This is a genomic window from Streptomyces rubrogriseus, assembly GCF_027947575.1.
In the GTDB taxonomy this organism is placed as follows: Bacteria; Actinomycetota; Actinomycetes; order Streptomycetales; family Streptomycetaceae; genus Streptomyces; species Streptomyces rubrogriseus.
Genome location: NZ_CP116256.1, coordinates 7,494,877 through 7,513,878, shown reverse-complemented (window position 1 = coordinate 7,513,878; position 19,002 = coordinate 7,494,877). Strand labels below are relative to the sequence as shown.

Annotated in this window: 16 protein-coding genes and 1 pseudogene; 10 read left to right on the top strand and 7 right to left on the bottom strand. The window is 73.5% G+C overall.

Annotation, left to right across the window (positions count from 1 at the left end; genetic code table 11):
• Positions 1 to 55: 55 nt before the first annotated feature.
• The 4 genes from Sru02f_RS33685 to Sru02f_RS33670 all read right to left on the bottom strand — a co-directional run bounded on the left by Sru02f_RS33685 (position 56) and on the right by Sru02f_RS33670 (position 3,559).
• A complete protein-coding gene (locus Sru02f_RS33685; protein ID WP_373103644.1) occupies positions 56 to 1,558 on the bottom strand; it encodes a serine/threonine protein kinase in 1,503 nt (500 codons plus the stop codon).
• Positions 1,468 to 2,103: a hypothetical protein gene (locus Sru02f_RS33680; protein WP_373103641.1), complete on the bottom strand. Its 636-nt coding sequence runs from the start codon at positions 2,101 to 2,103 to the stop codon at positions 1,468 to 1,470. Before Sru02f_RS33680 ends, Sru02f_RS33685 begins: the two co-directional genes overlap by 91 nt.
• Positions 2,100 to 2,846: an FHA domain-containing protein gene (locus Sru02f_RS33675; protein WP_164276746.1), complete on the bottom strand. Its 747-nt coding sequence runs from the start codon at positions 2,844 to 2,846 to the stop codon at positions 2,100 to 2,102. Before Sru02f_RS33675 ends, Sru02f_RS33680 begins: the two co-directional genes overlap by 4 nt.
• Positions 2,847 to 2,971: 125 nt before the next feature.
• Entirely contained in the window at positions 2,972 to 3,559 is a 588-nt protein-coding gene (locus tag Sru02f_RS33670; RefSeq protein ID WP_109034355.1) for a single stranded DNA-binding domain-containing protein, read from the bottom strand.
• Positions 3,560 to 3,853: 294 nt separating this feature from the next.
• Between Sru02f_RS33670 and Sru02f_RS33665 the strand changes: the two genes are divergently transcribed.
• From Sru02f_RS33665 to Sru02f_RS33625, 9 genes and pseudogenes are all read left to right on the top strand, one after another.
• On the top strand, positions 3,854 to 4,708 hold the full coding sequence (locus tag Sru02f_RS33665) for a bifunctional methylenetetrahydrofolate dehydrogenase/methenyltetrahydrofolate cyclohydrolase (protein ID WP_003974148.1): 855 nt from the start codon (positions 3,854 to 3,856) through the stop codon (positions 4,706 to 4,708).
• Positions 4,698 to 5,234: a DUF3017 domain-containing protein gene (locus Sru02f_RS33660; protein ID WP_109034358.1), complete on the top strand. Its 537-nt coding sequence runs from the start codon at positions 4,698 to 4,700 to the stop codon at positions 5,232 to 5,234. Before Sru02f_RS33665 ends, Sru02f_RS33660 begins: the two co-directional genes overlap by 11 nt.
• A gap of 392 nt (positions 5,235 to 5,626) precedes the next feature.
• Positions 5,627 to 7,002 (top strand): annotated as a pseudogene (locus tag Sru02f_RS33655) (DUF2690 domain-containing protein).
• A 362-nt stretch (positions 7,003 to 7,364) separates the two neighbouring features.
• Positions 7,365 to 8,354 carry a malate dehydrogenase gene (locus tag Sru02f_RS33650; RefSeq protein WP_003974145.1) on the top strand — a complete coding sequence of 330 codons (990 nt, stop codon included), beginning with the start codon at positions 7,365 to 7,367 and terminating at the stop codon, positions 8,352 to 8,354.
• 229 nt (positions 8,355 to 8,583) lie between these two features.
• Positions 8,584 to 10,113 carry an aldehyde dehydrogenase family protein gene (locus Sru02f_RS33645; RefSeq protein ID WP_109034361.1) on the top strand — a complete coding sequence of 510 codons (1,530 nt, stop codon included), beginning with the start codon at positions 8,584 to 8,586 and terminating at the stop codon, positions 10,111 to 10,113.
• 56 nt (positions 10,114 to 10,169) lie between these two features.
• Positions 10,170 to 11,702, top strand: a complete 1,533-nt coding sequence (locus Sru02f_RS33640) for a GMC family oxidoreductase (protein WP_109034363.1) — start codon at positions 10,170 to 10,172, stop codon at positions 11,700 to 11,702.
• Complete coding sequence (locus tag Sru02f_RS33635) at positions 11,699 to 12,922, top strand: quaternary amine ABC transporter ATP-binding protein (protein ID WP_109034365.1); 1,224 nt, start codon at positions 11,699 to 11,701, stop codon at positions 12,920 to 12,922. Before Sru02f_RS33640 ends, Sru02f_RS33635 begins: the two co-directional genes overlap by 4 nt.
• On the top strand, positions 12,922 to 14,871 hold the full coding sequence (locus Sru02f_RS33630; protein WP_109034366.1) for an ABC transporter permease: 1,950 nt from the start codon (positions 12,922 to 12,924) through the stop codon (positions 14,869 to 14,871). Before Sru02f_RS33635 ends, Sru02f_RS33630 begins: the two co-directional genes overlap by 1 nt.
• A 13-nt stretch (positions 14,872 to 14,884) precedes the next feature.
• Positions 14,885 to 15,841, top strand: coding sequence for an ABC transporter substrate-binding protein (locus Sru02f_RS33625; protein WP_373103753.1), 957 nt, complete (start codon positions 14,885 to 14,887; stop codon positions 15,839 to 15,841).
• Positions 15,842 to 15,844: 3 nt separating this feature from the next.
• Here the strand turns inward: Sru02f_RS33625 and Sru02f_RS33620 are convergent, their stop codons facing one another.
• From Sru02f_RS33620 to Sru02f_RS33610, 3 genes are read right to left on the bottom strand one after another with little or no spacing between them, the layout of a single operon-like run.
• Positions 15,845 to 16,576 (bottom strand): isocitrate lyase/PEP mutase family protein, encoded by a 732-nt coding sequence (locus Sru02f_RS33620; protein ID WP_109034370.1) that lies wholly within the window; start codon positions 16,574 to 16,576, stop codon positions 15,845 to 15,847.
• The gene (locus Sru02f_RS33615; protein ID WP_109034371.1) at positions 16,573 to 17,019 is read right to left on the bottom strand and encodes a carboxymuconolactone decarboxylase family protein; all 447 of its coding nucleotides are present in this window, start codon (positions 17,017 to 17,019) and stop codon (positions 16,573 to 16,575) included. Before Sru02f_RS33615 ends, Sru02f_RS33620 begins: the two co-directional genes overlap by 4 nt.
• On the bottom strand, positions 17,016 to 17,525 hold the full coding sequence (locus tag Sru02f_RS33610; RefSeq protein ID WP_109034373.1) for a carboxymuconolactone decarboxylase family protein: 510 nt from the start codon (positions 17,523 to 17,525) through the stop codon (positions 17,016 to 17,018). Before Sru02f_RS33610 ends, Sru02f_RS33615 begins: the two co-directional genes overlap by 4 nt.
• A gap of 47 nt (positions 17,526 to 17,572) precedes the next feature.
• Here Sru02f_RS33610 and pdxR point away from each other — a divergent pair, with 47 nt between their 5' ends.
• Positions 17,573 to 18,961 (top strand): MocR-like pyridoxine biosynthesis transcription factor PdxR, encoded by a 1,389-nt coding sequence (gene pdxR, locus Sru02f_RS33605; protein WP_109034374.1) that lies wholly within the window; start codon positions 17,573 to 17,575, stop codon positions 18,959 to 18,961.
• Positions 18,962 to 19,002: the final 41 nt, after the last annotated feature.

The window sequence follows — 19,002 nt, the reverse complement described above, 5'->3', positions numbered from 1 at the left end:
GTGCTCACACCGTGCCCCCAGGGGCCCGCCGTGCGGAACCTGGGAACTCCCAGGGTCACTTCCCCCGCCGGGGCGTGTACTCCTTGAGGTGGTGAGCGACGCGGTCGGCGTAGTCGCGGTACTTCGGGGGAACACCGCCCGCGTCGTTCACCTTCCGGTACGACGTCCGGTACGCCACGGCGACCAGCACGCTGCGGTCGCCCGGCAGGCCGGCGTCGAGACGGGGTGTGATCCAGCACAGGTAACGGCCCATCGCCGGAACGGACTCGGCGGGCGGGAACGGAGGCTGCGGCACGGTCTCGCCCGGTGTGCCGTCCTCGTTCATCCACCAGCGCAGCACGCTCGGCGTCCAGCGGGCGATGCCGTACTCGTCCTTGGCCGGGTCGGCGAGATCCGGGTCGAAGTCGCTCTCGACCTTCAGCATGGCCGCGATCAGGGCCGGGCTGACCTCCTCGCGGTCGCAGTCGTGCGCCGTCTCCACGATCAGCAGCCGGTAGGCGGGCGGCACGTCCCGGTCGGTGCGCAGTTCGGCCGCCCCGTAGGAGGCGGCGGCGACGCTCGCGGTGCCGCCGGGGCGCGGGCCCGCGGCTGACTCCCGGCCGTCACCGGCCCAGCGGGCGACGCCGTAGCCGAGCGCGGCGAGGGCGAGGAGGCCGGCGGCCACGGCGGTCAGGATCCTGCGCCGGGGGCGTGCGCGGGTCCGCAGCGAGAACCCCGCCCTGCCGGTCACGTCCCCCGTCGTACCCGTCACGCGGCGCAGCAGGGCGTCGGTGCCGATCCGGTCGGCGTGCGTACGGGTCAGGCAGGCCCGCACGATCTCCCGCCACCCCGGGGGGAGTTCGGGGGACAGGCGCAGCTCGTGGCCGCCCCGGGCGTACGCGACGGCGGCGTCGCGGCGGGCCGTGGGGGTGCCGCCGGGCAGCGGGAAGGAACCCGTGAGCACCAGGTGGGCCAGGACGCCGAAGGCCCACACGTCGGCGGAGGGGCGGATCCGGCGGCCCCGTTCGCCGATCTCGGACCACAGCAGCTCGGGGGGCGTGTAGTCCGGGGTGGAGAAGGCGGGCGTGTAGGCGTGGGTGCCCTCCAGCTCGGCGGCCATGTTGAAGTCGGCGAGCCGGGCCGTATCGTCCGCCATCAGCAGCACGTTGGCCGGTTTGAGGTCGCCGTGCACCCAGCCCGCGCGGTGCAGTTGCTGCAGGCCCTCGCAGACCTGCGTGAGCAGCGCGGGTCCGGCCGGCGGGCGGGGCGTGGCGGCGAGCAGGGCGGACAGCGAGCCCTCGGCCCGCTCCAGGACGAGGACGGTGGCGCCGTCGAGCCGGGGGTGGGCGGGGTCGTCGACGGTGAGGGTCTCGTACATCCGGATCAGCCGGGGCTGCCGCAGCCGGCGCAGCAACTCGACCTCGCGCTCGACCAGGTCCCGCAGGTGGGCCAGCTGCCGCGGGGTGCCGGTGCCGGTGGGCAGGAACTTCAGCGCGACGGTGTCGGGAACCTCCCCGCCCGCCCCGCCACCGCGCCCGGTGCCGTCCGCACCGGGGCGGGTCGCGCCGTCCCCGCCCATGCGCCCCGTGCCGTCCGTGCCGCCCTCGGCCGGGTGCACCGCGCCGCTGTGCGCGCGGCTCGGGGTGCGGGCGCCGGTGCCGTCCGCACCGGGTCCCCCGGGCGGCGGGTCGCGCCGTCCCCGCCCGTACGCCCCGGGCCGTCCGTGCCGCCCTCGGCCGGGTGGGCCGCACCGGTCTGTGCGCGGCTGGGGGTGCCGGTGCCGGTGCCGTCCGCGCCGGGCCGGCCCGGGTGGCGGGTCATGCCGTCCCCGCCCGTACGCCCCGGGCCGTCCGTGCCGCCCTCGGCCGGGTGGGCCGCGCTGGTCTGTGCGCGGCTCGGGGTGTGGATGCCGGTGCCGTCCGCGCCGGTCGTGCCGGGCCTGCCAGGGCGGTGCCCCGTACCGTCCCCGCCGGGCCGTGCCGGAGAGGCCTTCGTGTCGTCGTCCCCGTTGGTGCGGCGCGCCGCGTACACGCTGCCGAAGGCGCCGGTCGCGATCGGGGCGTGCACCTCCCAGACGCCCACCCGGTACCCCCTGGGGACCGGGACGGCGTACGGCTCGGTCATCGCCGGGCCTGGCCGGACGGTGCCGCGAGGACCGCCAGGTCGTCCTCGCGGACCAGGTCGAAGCGGAGCGCCAGCGAGACCAGCGACTCCTTCTTGCCGTTCAGCCGGGTGCCCGGCTCGGCGGTCTCCGGGCCCGGCTTCAGCCGCAGCTTCACGGCGAGGTAGTCGATGTTCCACTGCACCGACGTACGGGAGGCGGCCGGCCAGGCCGGGCGGAGCCGTTCGACGACCTGGTCCATGGTGGGCAGCGGCGCGTGCGGCGCCCCGCGCAGCCGCGGCTCGCACAGCGCCGCCAGCACCGCGAAGTACCGCTTGGTGCGGTCGACGGAGAAGGCCGGGGCGGTCGGCTCGCCGTCGGCGCCGTCCTCGCCGCGCAGGTAGTCGTGGCGCGGCGCCCACACCTCGACCGGCAGCAGGTCACCGGCGGCGGGCAGCACGATCCGCGAGAACTCGAACGGCACCGGGGCGTCCAGGCGGCCGGGCGCCACCTTGATGTGCTCGCCCGCGCCCTCCGGGTTCTCCACCACGTAGGTCTGGTGGGCGGAGAGGTTGCTCAGGGTCCAGAAGGTGCCGTGCGCCGCGATCTCACCCGCTCTGCGGGACACCCCGTCGTGCCCGATCCGCAGCCCGCCCCCGGGCACGGACCGCCCGAAGACGAGCCGTTCGCCGGGCGCGAGCCGGTGCTGGGTGCCGGTGTCTTCGACCTCCGTGGTCGGCGGAGGTACCACGATGATGCTGTACAAGGTGCGTCTCCCCGTGCCTGACGGCTACCCGGGCCAGACTAGGGCGACGCACCAGGGCCGTGCCCCCCTCGTACGGGTGAGACACGGCCCTGTGACGTGATTGGCGAGAAAGCGCTCCGCGCCCGTCAGTAGCGGGGCCGCCTGAACCACTCGGCGCTGGCGCGCTTGGCGGCGAACACGATCAGCAGGATCGAGACGATCATGATGAGCAGGCCGAGGCCGTAGATGGCCAGGGTGAAGATGCCGGTCACGATCGCGAGGGAACCGTAGACGATCGAGCAGACCCGGACCGCGTTGCTGCCCTTGGCGTACTGCAGCACCAGGACGAGACCGAGTACGGCGTAGACGGCGGCCAGCGCGAGGAAGAAGACGACGATGCCCTTGCCCAGCTCGAGGAAACGTTCCGCTTCGGCGTCCCCGGTGACGCCGGCCTCCAGCATCACCTCGTCCCACTGGGACAGGTTGTAGCCGTAGACCGCGGCGACGATCAGGTGGGCGGCGGCGATCACGGCGAGCATGATCTGCGCCGCGCGCGTGATGCCCGGCATCTCCGTCGGTCCCGGCCCGTAGCCTCCGCCGTACGGCTGCTGCACCGGAGGCGCCGCCGGGTACCCGTAACCGGGCTGGCCCTGGGGCTGCTGCGGGTAGCCGTAGTTCGGCTGCTGGCCGCCCTGCGGGGGGCCGTAGGGGTTGTTCGGATCGCCGAAACTCATGGCGGGTCTTCCTCCGTCGCTGTCAAGTGCGGGGACGACGCGCGGCTCGACTCGGAGGAGATTCTGTTGAGCGGTTCGTCCCCCCGGTACGGCCCCGCGGCACTGTGCTGCCCAATCGTTCTTGACCGAACTCTTACTTGTCCAGCCCGCCCGCAAGGCGTTGTGCAAGTGCAACAACATCGATCATGAGCGGATAGGGCGGGACGTGTCCCGCGGCGTCCGGAAGGTTCCCGCGCGGTGCCCGCATGCCGACCTGATTGGAACCGGGGGCCGGTCATCCGCGAGGATGGGGGCATGACCGCCCAGATTCTCGATGGCAAGGCCACCGCAGCCGCGATCAAGTCCGAACTGACCGCCCGCGTGGCGGCGCTGAAGGAGAGGGGCGTCACGCCCGGCCTCGGCACCGTCCTGGTCGGCGACGATCCAGGCAGCCAGAAGTACGTCGCCGGCAAGCACCGCGACTGCGCCCAAGTAGGCATCGCGTCCATCCAGCGCGAACTGCCCGCCACGGCCACGCAGGAGGAGATCGAGGCGGTCGTCCGCGAGCTGAACGAGGACCCGGCCTGCACGGGGTACATCGTCCAGCTGCCGCTGCCCAGGGGCATCGACGAGAACCGCATCCTCGAACTGATGGACCCGGACAAGGACGCGGACGGCCTGCACCCGATGAACCTGGGCCGCCTCGTCCTGAACGAGCCGGCACCGCTGCCCTGCACCCCCAACGGCATCCTCACCCTCCTGCGCCGCTACGGCGTCGAGATCAAGGGCGCCGAGGTCGTGGTCGTCGGCCGCGGCGTCACCATCGGCCGCCCGATGCCGCTGCTGCTCACCCGGCGCAGCGAGAACGCCACGGTGACCCAGTGCCACACCGGCACCCGGGACCTGGCCGCGCACCTCAAGCGCGCGGACATCGTGATCGCCGCGGCCGGTTCCCCGCACCTGGTCCGGCCCGAGGACGTCAAGCCGGGCGCGGCCGTCCTGGACGTCGGCGTCTCCCGCAACGCCGAGGGCAAGATCATGGGCGACGTGCACCCCGGCGTGGCCGAGGTGGCCGCCTGGATCTCCCCGAACCCCGGCGGCGTCGGCCCGATGACCCGGGCCCAGCTGCTCGTCAACGTGGTGGAGGCGGCGGAGCGCAGTGCCGGCTGAGGACACCAACGCCGAGCGTCCGGGCGACGCGCGGGCCCCGGAGGACGGGGCCCCGCGGGCGGCACAGGCCTCCGGGGAGCCGGACGGCATCACCGTCCGCGATCCGGTCAGCGCGCCCGACGCCGAGGGGCGGCCACGGCGCACCACGCGCCGGTTCCCGCTCTTCACCCGTGACACCGCCCGGCCCGAGGGCGGCGGCCGGGCCGCGGCCGGCGACGCCCCGGCGCCCGCCCGCCAGTGGCCGGTGCTCACCGTGACACTGCTGGTCGGCGTGGGGCTCCTGCTGACCGCGCTGGACGTGTTCCGCTGGGGGCTGGTCCTCGTCGGCGCCGCCTTGCTCCTTGGCGCCGCGCTCCGCTGGGCGATGCCCCGCGTCGGCATGCTCGCCGTGCGCTCGCGCTTCACGGACATCGCGACCTACGGCGTCCTCGGCCTCTCCATCGCCCTGCTGGCGCTGATGGCCCAGCCGAACCCGGTGCTGGAGATCCCGTTCCTCAAGGACACCCTGCACTTCACGGTCAGCTGACCGCGACGCGGGGCGGCGGCCCGTCCTCACCCCCGTGAAAGGACGGGCCGCCGCCGGGAACAACCTTCCTGCACTTCGAACGCCCTGTTCAACGCCTGGCAGGGCGCTGTGGCACGGAAGTGACCGTTCCGCTACTCCGCTACGCGCCGCCTTCTCGGGGGTTCCGTTCCGGTCACGGGACCCCCGGTGGGACACTGGACCCCGGGTCGGTGGGCGTGCGACGGTGCACGTTCGCGGCCTCTGTGCTCCTGTGCGCCCCCACCCCGGGAACTGAGATCCTGACCGGGCGCATCCCTGTGGGTAGCCAGAAACGGGTGCCGCGCGGGGGGACGCCGCGCGCGGGGACCAGCGGGGAAACGACCAGCACGTCACCGGGGGAAGAGGGGGAAGCAGTGCCTCGTTGGAAGGCCTTGCCGGAGGAACTCGATCCGCAGATCAGGGAGTTCACCAGTCAGCTGCGCCGGCTCGTGGACCGCAGCGAGCTGAGCGTGGCGTCGGTGGCCGACGCCACGGGCTACAGCAAGACGTCCTGGGAGCGCTATCTGAACGGCCGGCTGCTGGCGCCGAAGGGTGCCATCGTGGCGCTGGCGGAGGTGACGGGGACCAACCCCGTCCACCTGACCACCATGTGGGAGCTGGCCGAGCGCGCCTGGAGCCGCTCGGAGATGCGCCACGACATGACCATGGAGGCCATCCGGATCTCCCAGGCCCGTGCGGCGCTCGGCGAACTGGGCACGCCCGCGGCCAGGTCGGGCGGCTCCGCGGCCAAGTCGGGCCACGGCGGCAGGAACGGCAAGGGGAGCCGGACCGGCCGCCACGGCGGCGGCGCGTCGGCGGCGTCCGGGGTCGCCGGACCCGCGGGTGTGTCGCCCACGCTGCCGCCGACGGTGCCGACCAGCCGACGGCCGCCGACAGCCCCGACTCGGCCCTCGGCGCGGTCCGGGACGGCGGCGGGTCCGGTGCGTCCTCCGTCCCGTCCCCCGGCGGAGCGACCGACGGCAACTCGTGGGGTCTCGCCGGGTACCGGGGCCCCGCGCCGACGGGTGACCGCGCGGCCCGCTCCGACGCCCGGACCGGCACCGGGGAGCCCGTGGGGCCGACCGGCCCCGCCGAGCCGCACGGCCCCGGCCCCGCCGGCGCGTACGGCGAGCCCCGTTCCGACGCGTACGGCGACCCCCGTTCCGGCCCGTACGGCGAGTCCCCTTCCGACGCGTACGGCGAGCCACCGCAGGGCGGCCCCCGCGCGTCCCGCCGGACACCCCCGGGTGGCGGCGGCAACAAGCGGATGACGACCGTGGTCGCGGGCGTCGTCGGTGTCCTCGTCGTGATCGCGGGCGCCTTCTTCCTCCTGAGGGACGGCGGCGACAAGAAGAACGAGGGCACCAAGCCCTCCCCGTCCCCCACCGTGAGCAGCAACCCGAAGCTGCCGCCGGGCGTGAAGTGCAGCGGCGACGCCTGCACCGGCAAGGACCCGGAAGCCATGGGCTGCGGCGGCGACCTGGTGACCACCGGCGCGACCGCCGTGGTCGGCACCGCCGCCGTCGAGGTCCGCTACAGCGAGGTCTGCGGTGCCGCGTGGGCCCGCGTCACCCAGGCCGCACAGGGCGACGAGGTCCAGGTGAGCGCCGGTGGCGGGGGCGAGCAGCGGGCGACGGTCGGCACCGTCGGCAGCACCGTCGCGTACACCCCGATGGTCGCCGTGAAGTCCGCGGCCGACGCCACGGCCTGCGCGACGCTGGCGGCGGGGACGCAGGGCTGCACGAAGTAGCGGCGGGCGGGCGCGGCGGGCGTCCGGCGGCCGACAGCGGACCGGCGAAGAAAATTCGTCCCGGGCAGGCATGTCCCGCGGCGTCACGGGCACGCGAGAAGTACCCCCACGGGAGTCCGGCAACGGTATCCCCGAACGGCGGTCGCCTTCGTCCTCCCTCTCCCGGACAGGCGGCCGCCTTCTTTTGCGCGCCCTTCGGCCGTTCCGCGGCTCGGTCCTGTGGGCCGGGCCACACCGACCCGGACGTGCCGGACACCACGGGCGCGATAGCCTGACGGCTGGATCGATCTCTTGATACCAAGAGATCGATCAAACGCCCGGGGCCGGGACGCCCCACCGCCAGCTGTCATACGGAGAACGCCATGACTCGCACTCCCGTGAACGTCACCGTCACCGGCGCGGCCGGCCAGATCGGTTACGCCCTGCTCTTCCGCATCGCCTCCGGCCAGCTGCTCGGCGCGGACGTGCCGGTCAAGCTGCGCCTCCTGGAGATCACTCCGGCGCTCAAGGCCGCCGAGGGCACCGCGATGGAGCTGGACGACTGCGCGTTCCCGCTGCTCCAGGGCATCGAGATCACCGACGACCCGAACGTGGCCTTCGACGGCGCCAACGTCGCCCTCCTGGTCGGCGCCCGCCCCCGCACCAAGGGCATGGAGCGCGGCGACCTCCTGGAGGCCAACGGCGGCATCTTCAAGCCGCAGGGCAAGGCCATCAACGACCACGCCGCGGACGACATCAAGGTCCTCGTCGTCGGCAACCCGGCCAACACCAACGCCCTGATCGCCCAGGCCGCCGCCCCGGACGTACCGGCCGAGCGCTTCACCGCGATGACCCGGCTGGACCACAACCGCGCGCTGACCCAGCTCGCGAAGAAGACCGGCTCGACGGTCGCCGACATCAAGCGCCTGACCATCTGGGGCAACCACTCCGCCACCCAGTACCCGGACATCTTCCACGCCACCGTCGCGGGCAAGAACGCCGCCGAGACCGTCAACGACGAGAAGTGGCTGGCCGACGAGTTCATCCCGACCGTCGCCAAGCGCGGCGCCGCCATCATCGAGGCCCGCGGCGCGTCCTCGGCCGCCTCCGCCGCCAACGCCGCCATCGACCACGTGTACACGTGGGTCAACGGCACCGCCGAGGGCGACTGGACCTCCATGGGCATCCCGTCGGACGGCTCCTACGGCGTCCCCGAGGGCATCATCTCCTCCTTCCCGGTCACCACGAAGGACGGTTCGTACGAGATCGTCCAGGGCCTGGACATCAACGAGTTCTCCCGCGCCCGCATCGACGCCTCCGTCAAGGAGCTGTCGGAGGAGCGCGAGGCGGTCCGCGGTCTCGGCCTCATCTGAGCCCGCCCCGACGCCCGCACGGGCCCCGTTCCGGTTCAGACCGGGACGGGGCCCGTGCCCGTTTCCGTGCACCGATAAAGCCCTTTTGTCGCTTTCCTTCGTGATGCGCCGCACTTTCGGCCACCGATTCGGCATGCAAACGGGGGCGCGGGGCAGGGGCTCCCGGTCCCCGAGAGCGACACCCGGGTGACGCAGGGGGACCGATCGGGAACGGAAGGCAACACCGACCATGGCGAACAGCACGCACACTCCGGCGGAGCGGGCGCACCGGACCATCCACGCGGGAGGCGAGTGGCTCGCGGCGTCCTCCGGCGCCACGCGCGAGATCCTCGACCCCGCGGACGCCGTGGCGTTCGCCGTGGTCGCGGAGGGCGACGAGAAGGACACCGACCTCGCGGTGGCCGCCGCCCGCCGCGCCTTCGACGCGGGCGACTGGCCGCACACCCCGGTCGCCGAGCGCGCCGCCCTGCTGCGCCGCGTCGCCGACCTCCTCGTGCGCGACCGCGAGACGCTCGGCCTGCTGGAGAGCCGCGACGCGGGCAAGACCGTCGAGGAGGGGCGCGTCGACATCGACTGCGTCGCCGACGCCTTCCGCTACTTCGCCGACCTGGTCGCGGGCGAGGCCCCCGGCCGCGTCGTCGACGCGGGCTCGCCCGACATCCACAGCGTCGTCGTGCACGAGCCGGTCGGCGTCTGCGCCATGATCACGCCCTGGAACTACCCGCTCCTCCAGGCCAGTTGGAAGATCGCCCCGGCGCTCGCCGCAGGCAACACCTTCGTGATCAAGCCCAGCGAGATCACCCCGCTCACCACGGTCGCCCTGATCGACCTGCTCGTCGAGGCCGGCCTCCCCACCGGCGTCGCGAACATCGTCACCGGCCCCGGCCACACCGTCGGCGCCCGGCTCGCCGAGCACCCCGACGTCGACCTGGTCTCCTTCACCGGCGGCCTGACCAGCGGCATCAAGGTCGCCCAGGCCGCCGCCGTCACCGTCAAGAAGGTCGCCCTCGAACTCGGCGGCAAGAACCCCAACGTGGTCTTCGCCGACGCCTGCGAGACCGAGGAGGGCTTCGACACCGCCGTCGACCAGGCCCTCAACGCCGCCTTCATCCACAGCGGGCAGGTCTGCTCCGCCGGCGGCCGCCTCATCGTCGAGGAGTCGGTGCGCGAACGCTTCGTCGCCGAACTCGCCCGCCGCGCGGCGAAGATCCGCCTCGGCCGCGGCACCGAGGAGGGCGTCGAGTGCGGCCCGATGGTCTCCGCGCAGCAGCGCGCCAAGACCGAGGACTACGTCGCCTCCGCCCTCGCCGAGGGCGCCGAACTCCGCTGCGGCGGCCGCCGTCCCGAGCCGTCCCCCCAGCGGCCCGAGTCCGGCTACTTCTACGAGCCGACCGTCCTCGACCACTGCCACCGCGAGATGCGGGTCGTACGGGAGGAGGTCTTCGGACCGGTCCTCACCGTCGAGACCTTCCGGACCGAGGACGAGGCCGTAGCCCTCGCCAACGACACCGAGTACGGTCTGGCCGGTGCCGTCTGGACCGCCGACGCGGGACGGGCCCGCCGGGTCGCGGGCCGGCTGCGGCACGGCACCGTGTGGATCAACGACTTCCACCCCTACCTGCCGCAGGCGGAGTGGGGCGGCTTCGGCAAGAGCGGCGTGGGCCGCGAACTGGGCCCCGCGGGCCTCGCCGAGTACCGCGAGAGCAAGCACGTCTACCAGAACCTGGCGCCGAAGCCCGTCCGCTGGTTCTCCGGCTGACCACTCCCGTCTCCGTACGTCCCCGCACCATCCGCTCGCCCCACTGGAGTACCCCCATGCCAGAAACCACTCACGTCTACGACTACGTCGTCATCGGCGGCGGTACGGCAGGCTCCGTGATCGCCTCCCGCCTCACCGAGAACCCGGACGTCACCGTCGCCGTCATCGAAGGCGGGCCGAGCGACGTCGGCCGCGACGACGTGCTGACCCTGCGCCGCTGGATGGGCCTGCTCGGCGGCGAGCTGGACTACGACTACCCCACCACCGAGCAGCCGCGCGGCAATTCGCACATCCGGCACAGCCGCGCCCGCGTCCTCGGCGGCTGCTCCTCGCACAACACCCTCATCGCCTTCAAGCCGCTGCCGTCCGACTGGGACGAGTGGGAGGCGGCCGGCGCCAAGGGCTGGGGCGCGGTCCAGATGGAGGCCTACTTCGCCCGGCTGAAGAACAACATCGTCCCGGTCGACGAGAAGGACCGGAACGCCATCGCCCGCGACTTCGTCGACTCCGCGCAGCAGACGCTTCAGGTCCCCCGGATCGAGGGCTTCAACAAGAAGCCGTTCACCGAGGGCGTCGGCTTCTTCGACCTCGCCTACCACCCCGAGAACAACAAGCGCTCCTCGGCGTCGGTGGCCTACCTGCACCCCGTGATGGACGAGCGCCCCAACCTCACGCTGATGCTGGAGACCTGGGCGTACCGGCTCGAACTCGACGGCGCCCGCGCCGAGGGCGTCCACGTCCGCACCAAGGACGGCGAGGAGATCCTGGTCAAGGCGCGGAACGAGGTGGTCCTCTGCGCCGGCGCCGTCGACTCCCCGCGCCTGCTGCTGCACTCCGGCATCGGCCCCCGCGAAGACCTCGAAGCCCTCGGCATACCCGTGGCGCTCGACCTGCCCGGCGTCGGCGAGAACCTGCTCGACCACCCCGAGTCGGTGATCGTGTGGGAGACCAACGGGCCCATCCCGGACAACTCCGCGATGGACTCCGACGCCGGTCTGTTCGTGCGCCGCGACCCCGAACACGCGGGCCCCGACCTGATGTTCCACTTCTACCAGATTCCGTTCACGGACAATCCGGAGCGACTCGGCTACCAGCGCCCCGAGTTCGGCGTCTCCATGACCCCGAACATCCCCAAGCCGAAGTCCCGCGGCCGCCTCTACCTCACCAGCGCCGACCCGTCCGAGAAGCCGGCCCTGGACTTCCGGTACTTCACCGACGGCGACGACTACGACGGCCGCACCCTCGTCGACGGCATCAGGATCGCCCGCGAGATCGCCGCGTCCCAGCCGCTGGCCGGCTGGCTCAAGCGCGAGGTCTGCCCCGGCCCGGACGTCACCGGCGACGAGGAGCTGAGCGAGTACGCCCGCAAGGTCGCCCACACCGTCTACCACCCGGCGGGCACCTGCCGCATGGGCGCCGCCACCGACGAGCAGGCCGTCGTCGACCCGGAGCTGCGTATCCGCGGCCTTGAGGGCATCCGCATCGCCGACGCCTCCGTCTTCCCGACCATGCCCGCCGTCAACCCGATGATCGGCGTCCTCATGGTCGGCGAGCGCGCCGTCGAGCTGATCGGCGGTGACGCCCGATGAGCGGCACCGGCAAGAACACCACCGCCGCCGCGACCGACACCGTGGCCGAGCGGCCCCCGGTCTTCTCCGTCGACGGCCTGTGGAAGGTCTTCGGCCCGAAGGCCGCCCGCGTCCCCGCCGACCCGGACCTCACCGCCCTGAGCCCGGCCGAGCTGCGCTCCCGCACCGGCTGCACCGCCGCCGTCGCCGACGTCTCCTTCGACGTGCGCAAGGGCGAGGTCTTCGTCGTCATGGGCCTGTCCGGCTCCGGCAAGTCCACCCTCGTACGCTGCCTGACCCGCCTCATCGAGCCGACCGCCGGGTCCATCGCCATCGACGGCGAGGACGTCCGGGCGATGGACAGGTCCCGGCTGCGCGAACTGCGCCGGCACCGTGCCGCGATGGTCTTCCAGCACTTCGGCCTGCTCCCGCACCGCACCGTCCTGGACAACGTCGCCTACGGCCTGGAGGTCCAGGGCATGGGCCGCGCCGAGCGCCGCGAGCGGGCCGCCGCGATCGTCGCCAAGGTCGGCCTGGAGGGCCTGGAGCAGCGCCGCCCCGGCCAGCTCTCCGGCGGCCAGCGCCAGCGCGTCGGCCTCGCCCGCGCCCTCGCCGTCGACCCCGAGGTCCTGCTCTTCGACGAGCCGTTCAGCGCGCTGGACCCGCTGATCCGGCGGGACATGCAGGAGGAGGTCGTCCGGCTGCACCGCGAGGAGGGCCGCACGATGGTCTTCATCACCCACGACCTCCAGGAGGCCCTCAAACTCGGCGACCGCATCGCCCTGATGCGCGACGGACGCGTGGTGCAGCTCGGCACCCCGGAGGAGATCGTCGGCTCGCCCGCCGACGACTACGTCCGCGAGTTCGTCCGCGACGTCCCGCGCGAGCAGGTCCTCACCGTCCGCACGGCGATGCGCCCCGCCGCCTCCGCCGACGAGGCGGGCACGGGCCCGGCGATCCGCCCGGAGGCCACGGTCTCGGAGGCCATCGAGGCGGTGGCAAGGGCAGGCTCGGCAGCCCGCGTCATGGACGAGGGCCGCTGCCTGGGCGTGGTCGACGCATCCGACCTCCTGTCGGTGGTAGCGGGCACAGCCGACGCGCCCGCCGCAGCAGACGGTGCCGCAGCCGCCGCAGCTGCGGGCAGTCGTGCCGCTGGGGCGGCACGGGTGGGCGCAGCGGCACCGGCCCAGCGCCGCAAGCTGACGACCCCCGCCGAGCCCACCACCGAGGAGCCGGCGTAATGGCAACGATCACCGCACCGACCTCGGAGAAGGCCGCCCCGCCGGGCATACTCACCCACCCTGCGACCCGCAAGCTCCTCGCCCTGGCCGCTCTGGCCGCCGTCCTCGTCCCCCTGGCCGTCACCCAGTGGGGCGGCGCCACCTGGCCGAGCGCCCTCACCGTCGACGTCTCCGAACCCCTCGGCAGGGCCAGCGACTGGATCATCGACAACCGGGACAGCCACCCCCTGTTCCTGTACTTCTTCGGTCACGTCAGCAACATCGTGGTCGTCGCCGTACGCGCCGTGTACCTCGCCCTCCTCGCCGTCGGCTGGGCCGGGGTCACCGCGATCGGCGCCCTGGTCGCCTGGCGGGTGGCCGGGGTGAAGCTCGCGGCGGGCACCGCGGCGGCGTTCCTGGCCTGCGGCCTGCTCGGCATGTGGGTGCCGACGATGCAGACCCTGGCCCTCATGGTCGTCGCCGTCCTCGCCTCCGTCGGCGTCGGCGCCCTGCTGGGCCTGGCCGCCGGCCTGTCCGACCGGATGGACCGCGTCCTGCGCCCGGTGCTGGACACCATGCAGGTGCTGCCCGCCTTCGCCTACCTCCTCCCCGTCGTCCTGGTCTTCGGCATCGGCGTCCCCGCCGCCGTGCTGGCCACCGTCGTCTACGCCGCCCCGCCCATGGCCCGGCTCACCTCGCTGGGCCTGCGCGGCGCGGACCGGGAGGTCCTGGAGGCCGTCGAGTCCCTCGGCACCACCGCCCGTCAGCGCCTGCTGACCGCCCGCATCCCGCTGGCCCGCAAGGAACTCCTGCTCGGCGTCAACCAGACGATCATGATGGCGCTGTCCATGGCCGTCATCGCCTCGGTCATCGGCGCCGGCGGCCTCGGCGACCGCGTCTACCAGGCGCTCGCCTCGGTCGACGTCGGCGCGGCCCTCGCGGCCGGCATCCCGATCGTGCTGCTCGCCGTCGTCCTGGACCGGGTGACCGGCGCGGCCGGGGAACGGCTCGGCGAGTCCGGAAAGTCACCGGTGACCTGGCTGTACGCCCTGGTCGTCGCCGCGGCCGTCGCGCTCGCCGGACGCCTGGCCGGCTTCCTCGACTGGCCCGACGGCTGGGACCTGAACATCGCCGAGCCCGTCAACCGGGCCGTCGACTGGATGACCGCCCACCTGTACTCCGGCGTTCCCGTCGTCGGCGGCACCGCCGACTGGGCCGCGCACTTCACCAGCTGGATCCTCAACCCGCTCCGCGACGGCCTCCAGTGGCTGCCCTGGTGGTCCGTGCTCCTGATCGTCGCCGCCCTGGCCTGGCTGATCGGCACCTGGCGCACCGCGCTCACCGCCGTCCTCGCGATGGCCGCGATCGGCGTGCTCGGCGTGTGGGACCCGTCCCTGGACACGCTCTCCCAGGTACTCGCCGCCGTCGCCGTGACCCTGGTCGTCGGCTTCGCCACCGGCATCGCCGCCGCCCGCGGCGACCGCTTCGAGCGCCTGCTGCGGCCCGTGCTCGACGTCTTCCAGACCATGCCGCAGTTCGTGTACCTGATCCCGGTCGTCGCCCTGTTCGGCGTGGGCCGCGCGCCCGCCGTGGCGGCAGCGGTCGTCTACGCCCTCCCGGCCGTCGTCCGCATCACCGCCCAGGGCCTGCGCCAGGTCGACCCGGCCGCCATGGAGTCGGCCCGTTCGCTCGGCGCCACCAGCGGCCAGCAGCTGCGCCAGGTCCAGCTTCCGCTGGCCCGCCCGGCCCTGCTGCTCGCCGTCAACCAGGGCGTCGTCCTGGTCCTCGCCGTCGTCATCATCGGCGGCCTGGTCGGCGGTGGCGCGCTCGGCTACCAGGTCGTCTTCGGCCTCGCCCAGGGCGACCTGGCGACCGGCCTGGTCGCGGGCGCCGCGATCGTCTGCCTCGGCCTGATGCTCGACCGCGTCACCCAGCCCACCGAACGCCGTACGACGAAGAAGGGAGCCTGACATGCGACTGCGACTGCGTATGCGTACGACCACCGCCCTCGCGGGCGTGGCCGCGCTGACGCTGCTCACCGGCTGCGGCGCCGCCGACATGACCAAGCAGGCGTCCCCGTACGCCAACGCCCAGGGCGCCAGGACCGTCACGCTGTCCGTGCAGTCCTGGGTCGGCGCCCAGGCCAACGTGGCCGTCGCCCAGTACCTGCTGGAGCACGAGCTGGGCTACCGGGTCGACACCGTCCAGGTCGACGAGGTCCCCGCCTGGGACGCGCTCAGCCAGGGCCGCGTCGACGCCATCCTGGAGGACTGGGGCCACCCCGAGCAGGAACAGCGCTACGTCCAGGACAAGAAGACCATCGCCGCGGGCGGCGACCTCGGGGTCACCGGGCACATCGGCTGGTTCGTCCCGACGTACTTCGCGAAGAAGCACCCGGACGTCACGAACTGGAAGAACCTCGACAAGTACGCCGACCTGCTGCGCACCGCGGAGAGCGGCGGCAAGGGCCAGCTCCTGGACGGCTCCCCGTCCTACGTCACCAACGACAAGGCCCTGGTGAAGAACCTGGACCTGGACTACCAGGTCGTCTTCGCCGGTTCGGAGGCCGCCCAGATCACCCAGATGCAGCAGTTCGCCAAGGAGAAGAAGCCCTTCCTCAGCTACTGGTACACCCCCCAGTGGCTGATGGAGAAGGTCCCGATGACCGAGGTGAAGCTGCCGCCGTACGAGGAGGGCTGCGACGCCGACCCGGAGAAGGTCGCCTGTGCCTACCCCGTCACCCCGCTGCAGAAGTACCTCAACGCCGGCTTCGCGAAGGAGGGCGGCAAGGCGGCGGAGTTCCTGAAGCGGTTCAAGTGGACGACGGAGGACCAGAACCAGGTCTCCCTGATGATCGCCGAGCAGAAGATGCGGCCCGAGGAGGCGGCGAAGAAGTGGGTGGACGGCCACGAGTCCGTCTGGAAGCAGTGGCTGCCCTGACCCTCACCTCGGGGGGCGGCCCGCGAGGCCTGCCGCGGCCTCCCGCACCGACTGCTCCGCATGCCGCTGGAGACCGGGCCCGAACGTGATCCGGGTGGCCCCGAGCCCGCCGAGTTCGGCGGGCGCGGGGCCCTGCCCGGGCCGCGCGAACACGTTGACCGGCCCCTGGATCCCGGACCGCAGCAGCGGCAGCAGAGCGGTGGGGGCGGCGATGGGATACACGCAGTCGGCGCCCGCGGCGACATAGGCGGCGGCCCGCTCGATGGCCGCTCCCGGATCGTCGACGCCCCGGATGAACGTGTCGATCCGGGCGTTCAGGAAGAGCCGGTCACCGGCCTCCCCCCGCACCCCGGCCAGCCACTCGGCGTGCTCCGCCGGGTCCTTGAGCCCCTCGTCGGTGGAGTCCTCCAGGTTGCAGCCGACCACGCCCACCTCGAGGAGCCGCTCCACCAGCTCCTTCGGCGCCAGGCCGTAGCCGTCCTCGACGTCCGCCGACACGGGCACGTCCACGGCGCGCACGATCCGCGCGACCGCCGCGAACATCTCGTCGGCCGGGGTCTGCCCGTCCTCGTACCCGAGCGAGGCCGCCACCCCGGCGCTCGGCGTCGCGAGCGCCGGGAACCCGGCCTCCACGAACACCCGGGCGCTCGCCGCGTCCCAGGGGCCCGGCAGGACGAGGGGGTCGTCCGGGACCCGGCCGTGGTGAAGGGCGCGGAACGCGGCGGCGTGACTCACGGTGTGTAACCCCCCGGTGGGACCCTGCGGCTGACCATCAGCCGGTTCCAGCTGTTGATGACGGTGATCAGCCCGACCAGATGGGCGAGTTCGCCGTCGTCGAAGTGTACGGCGGCCTCCTCGTACACCTCGTCGGACACGAAGCCCTCGGTCAGGACGGTCATCGCCTCGGTCAGCGCGAGCGCGGCCCGCTCCCGCCCGTCGTACAGGTCCCCCGCCTCCTCCCAGGCGGCGAGCAGACCGAGGCGCTCCTCGCCCTCCCCGTTCTTGCGGGCCAGGGTGAGGTGCATGTCCAGGCAGAACGCGCAGTGGTTGAGCTGCGAGGCCCGGATCATCACCAGCTCGGCGAGCACCGGGTCGCCGAGCCCCTTCTTGGCCGCCGCGCTCAGCGCCGACAGCGCCTTCCCGACCTCCCGGTCCAGGAGCTGCGTGCGTGCCGTCACGCGTGCCCGCCCGGCGTGTAGTGGCCCGGAGTCATCCGGCAGGTCACGCCGAACCGGTTCCAGGCGTTGATCGTCGTGATCGCGGCGATCAGCTGCGCCAGCTCCGGCTCGTCGAAGTGCTTGGCGGCCTTCTCGTACACCTCGTCCGGCACGAAGCCGTCGGTCAGCACGGTGACCGCCTCGGTCAGCTCGATCGCCGCCAGCTCCTTCTCCGTGTAGAAGTGCCGCGACTCCTCCCAGGCGGCCAGCTGCACGATCCGCTCCACACTCTCGCCGGCGGCCAGGGCGTCCTTGGTGTGCATGTCGAGGCAGAAGGCGCAGTGGTTGATCTGCGAGGCGCGGATCTTCACCAGCTCGTACAGCGCCGGGTCCAGCCCCCGCTTGGCGACGGTCTCGAGCCGGATCATCGCCTTGTAGACCTCAGGGGCGTGCTGGGACCAGTTCAGCCGGACGGGTACCTCGGCGGCGTAGCCCGGCGTCTTCGTGTCATCGGTGGGTGTCGTCATGCCTTCGACCCTAGGAAGGAAACAGCCCAGCGGTATGGTCCATTTCCATGGCGAATTCCTGGGCCACTCTCGGCGTGGACCTGCACCTCGAACCCACCGGTCCCGGCCTGCGCCGCGGCCTCACCGACGCGTTGCGCGAGGCCGTCCGCACCGGCCGCCTGGGACCCGGCACCCGGCTCCCCTCGTCCCGCGTCCTCGCCGCCGACCTCGGCATCGCCCGCAACACCGTCGCCGACGCCTACGCCGACCTCGTCGCCGAGGGCTGGCTCACCGCGCGCCAGGGCTCGGGCACCCACGTCGCCGACCGTGTCGCCGCCCCGCCGGCCGAAGCCTCGGCCCGGCGCCCCCGGGAGCCCGCCCGGCCCCTCCACGACCTGCGCCCCGGCAGCCCGGACCTCGCCAGCTTTCCGCGCGTCGAGTGGCTCAGAGCCGCCCGCCGCGCCGTCACGGCCGCTCCCAACGACGCCTTCGGCTACGGCGATCCCCGCGGCCACCCCGAGCTGCGCGGCGCGCTGTCCGCCTACCTCGCCCGCGCCCGGGGCGTGCGCGCCGCCCCCGAACACCTGCTGGTCTGCGGCGGCGTCGCGCACGCCCTGGTGGTGCTGGCCGCGGTGCTGCGGGCGCGAGGCGTGCGCACCGTGGCCGTCGAGTCGTACGGCCTCCACGTCCACCGCGACCTGCTCGAAGCCGCCGGTCTGCGAACCGTCCCGCTGCCCGTCGACGACCGGGGCGCCGACCCCGGGGCGCTCACGGACGCGGGCGCCGTGCTGCTCACCCCCGCCCACCAGTTCCCGACCGGCGTGCCGCTGCACCCCGACCGCCGGGCGGCCGTCGTGGACTGGGCGCGGCGCACCGGCGCCCTGATCCTGGAGGACGACTACGACGGCGAGTTCCGCTACGACCGCCAGCCCGTCGGCGCCCTCCAGGGACTCGCCCCCGACCACGTCGTCTACCTCGGCACCGCCAGCAAGTCCCTCGCCCCCGGCCTGCGACTGGCGTGGGCGGTGCTCCCGCCGGGGCTCGCCGACGAGGTCACGGCGACCCGCGGCGGCTCCGACACCTGCGGCGTGCTGGAACAGCTCACGCTGGCCGAGTTCCTCGCCTCCGGGGCCTACGACCGGCACGTCCGTGCCTCCCGCCTGCGCTACCGGCGCCGCCGGGACGCCCTGGTCGCGGCCCTCGCCGGCCGGGTCCCCGAGGTGCGGATCGCCGGGATCGCGGCCGGTCTGCACGCCGTACTCGGTCTGCCGCCCGGCACCGAGCAGCAGGTGCTCAGATCGGCGGCCTGGCAGGGCCTGGGCCTGCACGGCCTGTCCGTCTTCCGCCACCCGAAGGCCACGACCGACCCGCTGGACGCGGTGGTCGTCGGCTACGGCACCCCGCCCGACCACGCCTGGACCGGCGCCCTGGACGCGCTGTGCCGGGCGCTGCCCTAGCCAGGCCCCGGCGTCCGCCACCGGCGCCGGCCGGGCCCGCG